Below are 11,151 nucleotides of genomic sequence, written 5' to 3' on the forward strand. Positions count from 1 at the left end.
TACGGTAAACTTCCGTACAAAATATTACTATGCAACCGGGGCATTAACCCCAGGTCACGATGAAGAGCGAATCATGTCAGCACTAAAGAAACAGCGCATCGATCTACGCTTAACCGAAGACGACAAAAGCCTGATCGAAGAAGCAGCGGCAATGACGAACCAGTCAATTTCACAATTCATGGTAAGTACGGCCTCCGAACGCGCAGCAGAAGTGATTGAACAGCACCGCCGCCTGATCCTCAACGAGGCATCATGGAACCAGGTGATGGATGCGATCAGTAACCCGCCAACGCCAAATGAACGACTGAAGCGAGCAGCCAGGCGTCTCCAGGATCTGGAGTGATACGTGAATAACATGAAAATAGGGATTTTTTCAGATGACGTTGAGTATGATCTAAGCCATTTCGATTGCGGAGAAGAGAGCCTAAACACCTTTCTGACGGCGCACCTGAAACGCCAGCATCGTGGGAAATTTTTGCGGGGTTACGTTCTTGTCGCATCCGGGGAAAAGCCGCGGGTGTTGGGTTATTACACGCTGTCCGGGAGCTGCTTTGAAAAGGCGTACCTTCCATCTAAAACCCAGCAGAAGCGAGTGTCTTACAAAAATGTTCCCAGCGTCACGCTGGGCCGCCTGGCGATTGATAAACGCTTCCAGGGGCAAGGATTGGGGGAGTTGCTGGTCACCCATGCTCTGAAAACGGTCTACCTGGCGTCTTTTGCCGTGGGTATCCACGGGATATTCGTAGAAGCGCTGAACGACAGCGCCAAAAACTTTTACCTTAAACTGGGGTTTATCACCCTTCAGGCAGAGAATGAAAATACTCTCTTCCTGCCGACTAAAACCATTGAAAGACTGTTTGCAGATTAAGCCTGTTTCTCACGCCCCGCGAACCGGGCGTGAGTAACACGTAATGGGTTTAACCCACAATCGACTTCGGCTCCATAAACGCCCCAATTCCCCATTCGCCCATCTCGCGTCCCACGCCGGAGTGTTTAAACCCGCCAAACGGGGCTTTTGGCTCATGCGCGAGGGTGTTTACCAGCACGCGCCCGGAAACAATCTGCTGCGCCACGCGACGCGCACGCCCGGTGTCACGCCCCAGCACCATCGCGCTCAGGCCGTACTCGGTATCGTTGGCAATCGCGACAGCCTCCGCCTCGTCCTGATAAGGAATAATGCACAGCACCGGGCCAAAAATTTCCTCACGCGCGATGGTCATCTGGTTGTTCACATCAGTAAACAGCGTCGGGCGCACAAACCAGCCGTCCCGCGTCCCGTCCGGTCGCCCTTCGCCGCCCGCCAGCAGTCGCGCGCCTTCGTCGAGCCCTTTGCGAATATACCCCTGCACCCGCAGCCACTGCTTTTCGCTGACCATCGGGCCAATCTCTGTCGCACTTTCGCGCGGGTCGCCGGATTTCACCGCCGCCACCGCCTGCGCCAGGGCGATTTCCATCTCGGCCTTGCGCGACTGCGGCACCAGAATACGCGTACCAGCCACGCACGCCTGCCCGCTGTTCATAAACCCGGCCTGAATCACCAGCGGGATCGCCCGTGCAAGATCGATATCATCCAGCAAGATCGTCGGCGATTTACCGCCTAACTCCAGCGTGACGCGCTTAAAACCCTCCGCTGCGTTACGCAGGATCGCTTTGCCGGTATTCGTCGACCCCGTAAACGAGATTTTCGCCACGTCCGGGTGGCGGCTAATGGTCTCCCCCACCGTCTCGCCGCGCCCGGTGATGATATTAAACACGCCCGCTGGCAATGCGGCATCACGCAGCGCCTCGGTAATAATCTGCGTTTGCAGGGCGCTCATTTCGCTGGGTTTGATCACCGCCGTGCAGCCCGCCGCGAGCGCCGCCGCCAGTTTGCCGCAGATAAACCCCGCATCGCTGTTCCACGGCGTGATCAGGCCCGCTACGCCTAGCGGCGTCATCTGCACCGATGCCGCCCCCGCTGAAAATGCGAATTCAAACCCCTCCAGGGCCTCAATCGCCTGGGCTATGACATCGGCCGGATAACTGGCCATCCACGCCGAGCGCGCAGCCGGTGCGCCGTACTCTTCGATTATCGCCTCCAGCAGCTGATCATGACGGGCGGCAACAGCGGCATGCATACGTGTTAACGCAGCAATCCGTTCCTGTTTTGTGGTTTGCGACCACGCCGGAAACGCCGCTTTGGCGGCCGCAATGGCGCGTTCAGCGTCGACCTCATCTGCCAGACGCACCTGCCCTATGACCTGTGCCGTCGCCGGGTTGTATAAATCAAAACGCTCGGTGCCGTGCGGGGTAACAAATTCGCCGTTGATAAAAATCTGTTCGATGTGGTGCATATAAACCTCCTCAGGCTGTGTGGACACAGTCTGGCACGACTACTCCGTTGCGATAATCCACGCTATGCTGCAAGGGTTGTTTCGATTTTCAGGATAATCTATGCATCGTTCAGGTTTGACAGAGCTGGAAGTGGTGATGGCGGTGGTACGACGCGGCAGCTTTCGCGGTGCCGCCCAGGAGCTGGGTATGTCTGCCACGGCGGTGAGTAACGCCATCGCCGGGCTGGAGAGCCGCCTCGAGACGCGTCTTTTTAACCGCACTACCCGCAGCGTGGCGCTCACCGACGCCGGGCAGCGTTATGTGGCGCGCATCGGTCCGGCGCTGCAGGAAATTCGTCAGGCCGGGGAAGAGATCCACAGCGACACCGGTGAACCCGCAGGCACCCTGCGCCTGAACGTGCCGAACAATATTGGCTCCCTGTTTCTGGACCAACTGCTGATCGACTTTATGATCCGCTACCCGAAAATGCGTGTTGAAACGGTGAGCGAGGCGCGAATGATCGATATCGTCGCCGAAGGCTACGACGCCGGGATCCGCCTTGAAGAAGCGGTGCCGCAGGATATGATCGCCGTACCGCTGACCGGTGAGATCCGCCAGCTCGTGACCGCCACACCGGACTATTTTGCCCGCCACGGTATCCCGCAAACGCCGGAGGATCTGCTGTTACATCAGGGGATCGGGATGCGCATGGCCCACGGTGGGATCTACCGCTGGGAGCTGGCCCGTCGGGGAGTCCAGTATGCGCTGGCCGTGCCGCCGCGTTTTGCGACATCCGATCTTTTTGCCTCGATCCGCGCGGTCAAAGCAGGGCTGGGGATTGGCTTTTTGCCGGAACTCTATATCCGTGACGAGCTGAAAAGCGGGGAACTGGTGAGCGTGTTAAACGACTGGACGCAGCCGTTTGCCGGGCTGCGTCTTTACTATCCGGGCCATCGCCACGTCCCGCCGGGGTTGCGGGCGCTGGTGGCGATGATCCGCGAGCGCGGGATTATTCCAGGTTAGCCTTGTTCAGTCCGTAAGCTGCGTCCAGCGAGCCGGGGGCCATGCGCGAGGTAATGCCTAAACGGTTCCAGGCGTTGATCGCCACGATGGCGAAGTTCAGCTCTGAAATTTCCACGTCAGAAAAGTGTTCCGCCACGCTGCGGTACAACGCGTCGCTCACCCCGTGAACGCCAATTTGGGTCAACGCTTCGGCGAAGGCCAGCGCCGCTTTCTCGCGAGCGCTGAACAGCGGAGATTCGCGCCAGGCCGCCAGGTGGTAAAGGCGCAGTTCGCGCTCCCCGGCAATTTTGGCCTCTTTGGAGTGCATATCCAGACAGAAGGTACAGCCGTTCAGCTGGGAAACGCGAATGTCGATCAGGTGCTTCAGCGCCGGGTCGATAGAGGTTTTCGCCACTTCCATGCTCAGGGCGGACAGCGCGTTGGCAAGGGCTGGAGTGGCTTTATGGTGGTTTACGCGAGTGCTCATTGTCTTTCCTCTTATTTACACGGTATGTGTCATGCGATGAGGACAATCTACGCGGGTCATGACATAGTAAAAAGATACAAAAACCATAAAATGAGGTAGGACATGAAGCCGGGCTATCACGACATTTACACCCGCTATCGCGACAACATTACGCGCGGCGTGCTGAAGCCTGGCGATAAGGTGCCCGCCATTCGCGTACTGGCCGAAGAGCTCAAGGTGGCGCGCAAAACCGTCGAAACGGCGTATGCTATTTTAATCGGCGAAGGGTACCTGGTGAGCCAGGGCGCGCGCGGCACGCGGGTCAATCCCGATCTCTTGCTGCCCGCGACGCCGGCTCCAGCGGATCACACCACCGGTACACTCCCGGCATCGCTTATCAGCCAGCGTGAACGAGCGGGTTTTCTGCGCCCCGGCATTCCCTCCCTCGACAGCTTCCCCTATAAAAAATGGTTACTGCTGGCAGGCCAGGCGACGCGCTCCATGCGCCCGGAAGAGATGCTCAACCCGCCGGTGCTGGGCTGGTATCCCCTGCGCCAGGCTATCGCCCGCTATCTGAATATCTCCCGCGGGCTCTCGTGTACCGCCGAACAGGTGTTGATCACCAGCGGCTACAGCGGCAGTCTGCGCCTGATCCTCGATACGCTCGCCAGCCGCAGCGACAAAGTGGTGTTTGAAGATCCGGGCTATTTTATGGGCCAGCAGTTGCTTAAGCGGATTGTGCCACGTCTGCACACCGTGCCGGTCGATCGCTGCGGCATCGACACGGAGTACCTGTTGCACCATCACCGCGACGCCCGTTTTGCTATCGTGACGCCCTCTCACCAGAGCCCACTGGCGGTAACGCTCTCTCTGCCGCGTAAACAGCAGCTTCTCGACTGGGCGAGCCAGAACGGGGCGTGGATTATTGAAGATGATTACGACGGAGAATTTCACTATACCCGCAAGGTGCTGCCGTCGCTGAAAAGCCTCGATCGCCATGATCGGGTGATCTTTATGGGCACTTTCAGTAAAACCATTATGCCCTCCTTACGCATGGGCTACATCGTGATGCCCGCCAGCACGGTTGAGGCATTTACCGACTGTGCGGACATCGTCGCCAGCGGCCAGCCGGTATTGACGCAAAAAATCCTCACCACCTTTCTCAACGAGGGCCATTTTTTCCGTCATCTCAAGAAGATGCGCGCGCTGTACCAGACCCGCCGGGAGTGGATGATTGCCGCCCTGCGTGAAGTATATGGCGATCTGTTTTTCACCGAGCAAAACGACGGCGGAATGCATATCGTGGCGTTTCTGGCGAAAGGCAGCAACGATCGGGAGGTGGCGTGCTGCTGGCAAGCGCAGCAGCTGCAGGTGAATGCCCTTTCAGAGTGGTATCGCGGGTCGGGCAAACGCTACGGGCTGGTGATGGGCTATAACAACGTGCGGTCATATCAGGAGGCGGTGGATTTGCTGGAAAGACCGAAGCGGCAGACGCTTGCGCTGTTGAGCTAAACATCGCCCGGTGGCGCTACGCTTACCGGGCCTACGGGATCGAGTAGGCCGGGTAAGGCGCAGCCGCCACCCGGCGGCGACGTGTCTCACACATCATACCGCGACAACCCAACGTCCTTGAGCTGCTCGTCGCTCATCTGGCTCAGAATGCGGCGGGTACGGTTGACGCGATACCAGTTACGCAGCGTTTTCGCTACCCACACAAACGCGATAAACGGACGTTTTGAACGATTTTCGTAGAATTCCATGATGCTCTCCTCACCGTGTCAGTGGGGCTATGATCGTGGAAAACGGCTTTAGCAATACAGACTCAAAAACAACTTTTGTTTAACATACAGATCCGCTAAAACGGTATCTGCATGCCGTTTTTTGCGGCAATCTGTACTGGTTTTGTAATCTGTATGGTGACAACAAAGGATACAGCATGACGCGCTACCAACATCTGGCCAATCTACTGGCAGAACGCATTGAACAAGGGCTGTATCGCAGCGGTGAACGTCTGCCGTCGGTACGCGCGCTGAGCCAGGAGCACGGCGTGAGCATCAGCACCATACAGCAGGCCTATCAGATCCTCGAAAACCTGCAGCTCATCACTCCCCAGCCGCGTTCCGGCTATTTTGTGTCTAAGCGCAAGGCCCAGCCGCCGGTGCCGGCCATGACGCGCCCGGTGCAGCGCCCGGTGGACGTCACCCAGTGGGATGAGGTGATGATGCTGCTGGATGCCCGCGCCGACAAAGAGATGATCTCCTTTGGCGGCGGTTCGCCAGACGTTAACCAGCCGAGCCTGAAGCCCCTGTGGCGTGAGATGAGCCGCATCGCACAGCACAACCCCGCCGAAATGCTGAGCTATGACGTACTCGACGGCCGCCTTGAGCTGCGCGAGCAGATCGCCCGGCTGATGCTCGACGGGGGCTCCACCGTGGCGGCGAACGAGATTGTGATCACCAACGGCTGCCACGGCGCGCTCTCCATCGCCCTGCTGTCGGTCTGTAAACCAGGAGACATTGTGGCGGTGGAGTCGCCGTCGTTCCACGGCACCATGCAGATGCTGCGCGGGTTTGACATCAAGGCGATAGAAATTCCGACCGATTCGCAAACCGGGATCAGCATTGAGGCATTAGAGCTGGCGCTGGAGCAGTGGCCCATCAAAGCGGTCATCCTGGTGCCCAACTGCAATAATCCGCTTGGGTTTATCATGCCGGAGTCGCGTAAGAAGCAGGTGCTGGCCCTGGCCCAGCGGCACGATATCGTGATCGTCGAGGATGATATCTACGGCGAGCTGGCGGCGGAATACCCGCGCCCGCGAACCATTCACTCCATGGATATTGATGGCCGCGTGATCCTCTGCAGCTCGTTTACCAAAACCGTGGCGCCAGGGTTACGCGTCGGCTGGATTGTGCCGGGACGCTACTACGACCGGGTGATGCACATGAAATACGCCGCGGGCGGGTTTAACGTGCCGGGCACGCAGATGGCGGTGGCGGCGTTTATCCGCGACGGCCATTATCATCGCCACGTGCGCCGTATGCGCCAGATTTATCAGCAGAATATGGAAACCTATACCTGCTGGGTACGGCAATATTTTCCGGCAGACATATGCGTGACGCGCCCGCAGGGCAGTTTTTTGCTGTGGGTGGAGCTACCGGAGAAGGTCGACATGGTGTGCGTCAGCAAGCAGCTGTGCCGGTTGAAGATCCAGGCGGCGGCCGGGTCGCTGTTTTCCGCCTCCGGGAAGTACCGCAACTGCCTGCGGATTAACGTGGCATTACCGCCAACTGATAAGCATCGCGAGGCATTGAAGAAGATGGGTGAAGCGATTGTGATTGCGATGGAGGAGGGCTAGTGCGGCCTGATGCCCTCACCCCGGCCCTCTCCCACAGGGAGAGGGAGAAAACCGTACAGCACTACTCGTCGAAATACCAGTACCCCTGGTTAATCAGCCCGGTGAGCTCCTCGACAAACGCCGGGTTGTTCAGCGCATCGCCCAGTTCGGCCTGGCCCAGCTCAGTGTAGCGGCACAGCGCGTCCGCCGCCTTCGCGTCTACCGTCTCGAGCTGTTCACTGTTGATAAAGAAACTGCCGTTGATATTCAGCACGCGCAGGCCGCTCAGGCGAGACAATCTCTCGCCGCCCTGCAACGCGTCCAGCACCTCCTCGGGCGCATACGGCGGCTCGGCGGCGGCGATATCCAGCTCGTGACGCGGCGTGGAGACAAAGCTACCGAACCATTTTGTGAAATCATCCGGCTTACCGATCATGTCGATCATCATCTGGCGAATGCGATCGAGCTCGTACTGCTCAATGCGCCCAGGGTGTTCGCGACAGGTCAGATCCGGATCGCTGTAATGCTCCCCGCCCAGATCGTTTTCCAGCGCGTAATCGGCAAAGCTGCTGATCAGATCGCGGCCGTTTGGCCCCCGGAAACCCACAGAGTAGTTCAGCGCGGTTTCATGGGTGAAGCCGTCGTGCGGGAATCCTGGTGGAATGTAGAGAATATCGCCCGGCGCCAGATCTTCGTCGATGATCGGTTCAAACGGATCCACGTGCAGCAGCGCCGGATGCGGACAGAACTGACGCATCGGCAGCTTGTCACCCACGCGCCAGCGACGGCTGCCCATCCCCTGAATGATGAACACATCGTACTGATCGATATGCGGGCCCACGCCGCCGCCCGGCACGGAGAAGGAGATCATGAGATCATCCAGACGCCAGTCCGGCAGCACGCGGAACGGGCGCACCAGCTCCGCCGCCGGCATGTGCCAGTGGTTCACCGCCTGCGCCAGCAGCGACCAGCCGGTTTCACCCAGGCCGTCAAAGTGCTCAAACGGACCATTGCTGGCCTGCCATTTGCCGTTGAAATGGCTCACCAGACGGCTATCGACCTCCGGCTCCATCGCCAGGCCTGCCAGCTCGTCCGGGGTAATCGGGTCGACAAAATTCGGGAAGGCATTTTTCAGCACAACGGGTTTTTTTTGCCAGTATTTCTCAAGAAATTCCGGCCAGTTCAGGTTCAGTTGATACGCCATGGATAGCACCAGTGAGAGGGGAAACAGGCGCGATTATAGGCAAGAAGGCAGAGGGGGAACTTGTCATGGGTCAAACCAGCACGCGTAGGTCGGGTAAGGCGTAGCCGCCACCCGACACGTACACGGCGTTAAAAACTTAATCCAGCTTCAGATCGTCATAATGGGTAATCAGTTTACCCACAATGCCGTAATCCAGCGCTTCGGCCGGAGACATCCAGAAGTTGCGGTCGGTGTCTTTTTTCACTTTTTCCAGCGGCTGGCCGGTGGCGTCGGCGATCAGTTTGTTCACCCGGTCCAGCATGCGGATGATCTCGCGCGCTTCAATCTCAATATCCGTCGCCTGACCGCGCACGCCGCCCAGCGGCTGGTGGATCATAAAGCGGGTGTTTGGCAGCGAGTAGCGATGCTCTTTTTTCGCCGCCAGGAAGATGGTGATCCCGGCGCTCGCCACCCAGCCGGTACCGATCACGTGCACGTCCGGGCGGATGAACTTGATGAAGTCGTGAATGGTATCACCGGCTTCCACGTGACCGCCCTGGCTGTTGATGTACAGTTTGATCGGATCGTTGCTCACGCTTTGCAGCAGGATCAGCTGGGTGATGACTTTCTCTGCCAGCGCCTGGTTGATTTCACCGGAGATAACAATCGAGCGGGATTCCAGCAGCTTCTGCTGCAGTGCGCTCTGTGTCCCTTCCGCTTTATCCTTATCGCCGTCTTTCAGTGTGTAGTGCATTGTTATGTCCTCAGCATTTAGCGCTTAAAACCAGAGTGTAGCCTGTTTTACCCGTGAAAGTCCTCAGGCGCACACAATGCGAATGTCCTGGGCCGCAAACGCGTCGACAACGCCCTGTTCCAGCGCCTCTTCTACCACCAGCACATCAATGTCCTGACACGTCGCCACCACAAAGCGCGCCACGCCGGGAAGTTTGTCTGCCGTCAGAGCCACGATGGTCTGGTTGCTCTGGGCGATAACCGCCTTTTTGAATTCGCAGTCGGCAAAGTCAAAGCCGGTGAGCCCCATCTGCGGATCCATCGCGCAGCCGCCAATAAAGGCCTGATCGAAGATAATGCCCTGGATCTGACCCGCGGCCGTGGCGCCCACCGACCCGCCGGATGCCCGCTGGATCTGCCCGCCGGTGATGATCACCTCGCACAGGGGATGGCGCAGCAGTTCCGTGGCGATAGCCGGGGAGTTGGTCACCACCGTGACGTTGAGATCCGCCGGGAGGGCTTTCGCCAGCGCCAGGTTTGTTGTCCCCGCGTCAATAAAAATGCACCCGCCCGCCTGAACCAGCGTTGCTGCTTTCTGCGCGATTGCGTGCTTTTCTGCACTTATTTTCTGCTCGCGGCTTAAAAAATTACCCGCATCCGGAAGCTGAAGCACCGCGCCGCCGTAGACCTTTTTGCAATAGCCCTCTTTGCTAAGTTCATGTAAATCACGGCGAATCGTGTGCTCGGATACGTTCATCTGGCTCGCCAGCTCGGTACAGACCACCCTTCCGCTCTTCTGAAGGATCTGGCGGATCCGCGCTTGTCGCTGTTCAGGAAAAGCTGCATAATCGAGCATTGAAAGTCCTTTAAAAATTCTAATCGAGTATCAATGCGCATAATGTTGCATAACCGCGCAACACAAACAACGAGGGTTACAATGAATATTGCACATGTCGCACTCTGGACCCGCAGCCTTAACGCCCAGGTTCAGTTCTGGGAAACGGTGTTTAATGGCCGCAGCAACGCACGCTACGTCAGTAAAAATCGTCCGGGCTTTGAGTCCCATTTTATTACCCTGGACGAGGGGCCGACGATTGAGCTGATGACCATTCCGGATCTGCCCGACGCGCCCGCCCACCCTGAATTTATTGGCTGGGCGCATATCGCCATCAACGTCGGCGGAAAAGCACAGGTGGACAGCATGGCGGCACAGGCCAGGGCAAACGGCACGCTGCTTAGCGCCCCGCGGATGACCGGGGACGGCTTCTATGAAGCGGTAATCGCGGACCCGGACGGCAATCGCATTGAGCTTGTCGGTGCATAAAAACAGCGTTTCGTTCCTTCACCGCCCCTGCTCCGGCTCGCTATACTTCATATGGTTATCATATTGTTAAATGATAATGATATTTAATGTGTTAAGATGAAAGTCAACATAAACAGTCTCTTACGTAACCGAAGGGACAGTTTGCATCCTCGACATTTAAATCAGCACCGGGGCGGTGAATGGAACACATTGTGTATGTGGTTGATGACGATGACGCCGTCAGGCAGTCCGTGACCGGGCTACTGGAATCGGCAGACCTGAACGCTATCGGCTTTTCATCGGCAGAAGCATTTCTTCAGCACCGCTTCGAGGATCTGCCTTCGTGCGTGATCCTCGATATGCAAATGCCCACCATCTCCGGTTTTGAGGTAGCTGATGCCCTCAGGGACAGCGGGCGTGAGATCCCGATTATTTTCCTCACCGGCCACGGCACCATCCCGATGTCGGTTCGCGCCATCAAAGGCGGGGCCTACGAGTTTCTGACCAAACCGGTTGAATCCGCCGCGCTTATCGACGCCATTGAATCCGCGCTCCGGCTGGCGGAAAACAACGCCGTGCGTAATAAAGAGCACTACGCCCTGAAGCAGCGCCATATGTCTCTTACCCCGCGCGAAAATGAAGTGCTCCAGCTGGCGATAAGCGGCCTGCTGAACAAGCAGATCGCCGCCGAGCTTGGGGTGAGCGAAATCACGGTAAAAGTCCATCGCCGCCGCGTGATGGAGAAGATGCAGGTGCGCTCCGTGGCAGAGCTGGTCAGGGTCGTGGAACGCCTGAGCAAAAGTCTGCCAACGGAATAG

General features: G+C 57.9%; 13 protein-coding genes. 7 read left to right on the forward strand and 6 right to left on the reverse strand.

The window, feature by feature from the left end; translation table 11 throughout:
- Positions 1 to 73: 73 nt before the first annotated feature.
- Both AK59_RS0104990 and AK59_RS0104995 read left to right on the forward strand, forming a co-directional pair.
- Complete coding sequence (locus AK59_RS0104990; RefSeq protein ID WP_013095428.1) at positions 74 to 343, forward strand: type II toxin-antitoxin system TacA family antitoxin; 270 nt, start codon at positions 74 to 76, stop codon at positions 341 to 343.
- A 12-nt stretch (positions 344 to 355) separates the two neighbouring features.
- Positions 356 to 868 carry a GNAT family N-acetyltransferase gene (locus tag AK59_RS0104995; protein WP_442854870.1) on the forward strand — a complete coding sequence of 171 codons (513 nt, stop codon included), beginning with the start codon at positions 356 to 358 and terminating at the stop codon, positions 866 to 868.
- Between the two features lie 49 nt (positions 869 to 917).
- Here AK59_RS0104995 and AK59_RS0105000 read toward each other — a convergent pair whose 3' ends face one another.
- Positions 918 to 2,333, reverse strand: a complete 1,416-nt coding sequence (locus AK59_RS0105000; protein ID WP_029882199.1) for an aldehyde dehydrogenase family protein — start codon at positions 2,331 to 2,333, stop codon at positions 918 to 920.
- Between the two features lie 100 nt (positions 2,334 to 2,433).
- Here AK59_RS0105000 and AK59_RS0105005 point away from each other — a divergent pair, with 100 nt between their 5' ends.
- Positions 2,434 to 3,336, forward strand: a complete 903-nt coding sequence (locus tag AK59_RS0105005; protein WP_023620661.1) for a LysR family transcriptional regulator — start codon at positions 2,434 to 2,436, stop codon at positions 3,334 to 3,336.
- On the opposite strand, the gene AK59_RS0105010 is transcribed toward AK59_RS0105005, so the two are convergent.
- Positions 3,323 to 3,802, reverse strand: a complete 480-nt coding sequence (locus tag AK59_RS0105010; RefSeq protein ID WP_014830510.1) for a carboxymuconolactone decarboxylase family protein — start codon at positions 3,800 to 3,802, stop codon at positions 3,323 to 3,325. The genes AK59_RS0105005 and AK59_RS0105010 overlap by 14 nt on opposite strands.
- A 102-nt stretch (positions 3,803 to 3,904) precedes the next feature.
- Here AK59_RS0105010 and pdxR point away from each other — a divergent pair, with 102 nt between their 5' ends.
- Positions 3,905 to 5,293, forward strand: coding sequence for a MocR-like pyridoxine biosynthesis transcription factor PdxR (gene pdxR, locus AK59_RS0105015; RefSeq protein WP_029882200.1), 1,389 nt, complete (start codon positions 3,905 to 3,907; stop codon positions 5,291 to 5,293).
- 86 nt (positions 5,294 to 5,379) lie between these two features.
- Here the strand turns inward: pdxR and AK59_RS01000000123585 are convergent, their stop codons facing one another.
- The gene (locus AK59_RS01000000123585) at positions 5,380 to 5,541 is read right to left on the reverse strand and encodes a DUF1127 domain-containing protein (RefSeq protein ID WP_020687816.1); all 162 of its coding nucleotides are present in this window, start codon (positions 5,539 to 5,541) and stop codon (positions 5,380 to 5,382) included.
- A 176-nt stretch (positions 5,542 to 5,717) separates the two neighbouring features.
- Here AK59_RS01000000123585 and AK59_RS0105025 point away from each other — a divergent pair, with 176 nt between their 5' ends.
- Entirely contained in the window at positions 5,718 to 7,136 is a 1,419-nt protein-coding gene (locus tag AK59_RS0105025) for an aminotransferase-like domain-containing protein (protein WP_029882201.1), read from the forward strand.
- Between the two features lie 61 nt (positions 7,137 to 7,197).
- Here the strand turns inward: AK59_RS0105025 and AK59_RS0105030 are convergent, their stop codons facing one another.
- The 3 genes from AK59_RS0105030 to AK59_RS0105040 all read right to left on the reverse strand — a co-directional run bounded on the left by AK59_RS0105030 (position 7,198) and on the right by AK59_RS0105040 (position 9,886).
- On the reverse strand, positions 7,198 to 8,319 hold the full coding sequence (locus AK59_RS0105030; RefSeq protein ID WP_013095420.1) for a ribosomal protein uL16 3-hydroxylase: 1,122 nt from the start codon (positions 8,317 to 8,319) through the stop codon (positions 7,198 to 7,200).
- Between the two features lie 136 nt (positions 8,320 to 8,455).
- Complete coding sequence (locus tag AK59_RS0105035) at positions 8,456 to 9,052, reverse strand: ATP-dependent Clp protease proteolytic subunit (protein ID WP_013095419.1); 597 nt, start codon at positions 9,050 to 9,052, stop codon at positions 8,456 to 8,458.
- A gap of 63 nt (positions 9,053 to 9,115) precedes the next feature.
- The gene (locus AK59_RS0105040) at positions 9,116 to 9,886 is read right to left on the reverse strand and encodes a DeoR/GlpR family DNA-binding transcription regulator (protein WP_029882202.1); all 771 of its coding nucleotides are present in this window, start codon (positions 9,884 to 9,886) and stop codon (positions 9,116 to 9,118) included.
- Between the two features lie 81 nt (positions 9,887 to 9,967).
- Here AK59_RS0105040 and AK59_RS0105045 point away from each other — a divergent pair, with 81 nt between their 5' ends.
- Both AK59_RS0105045 and AK59_RS0105050 read left to right on the forward strand, forming a co-directional pair.
- Positions 9,968 to 10,354: a VOC family protein gene (locus AK59_RS0105045; protein ID WP_029882203.1), complete on the forward strand. Its 387-nt coding sequence runs from the start codon at positions 9,968 to 9,970 to the stop codon at positions 10,352 to 10,354.
- 179 nt (positions 10,355 to 10,533) lie between these two features.
- A complete protein-coding gene (locus AK59_RS0105050) occupies positions 10,534 to 11,151 on the forward strand; it encodes a response regulator transcription factor (protein WP_029882204.1) in 618 nt (205 codons plus the stop codon).

Origin of the sequence: Enterobacter sp. T1-1, from assembly GCF_000710795.1 — a bacterium.
Taxonomy (GTDB): domain Bacteria; phylum Pseudomonadota; class Gammaproteobacteria; order Enterobacterales; family Enterobacteriaceae; genus Enterobacter; species Enterobacter cloacae.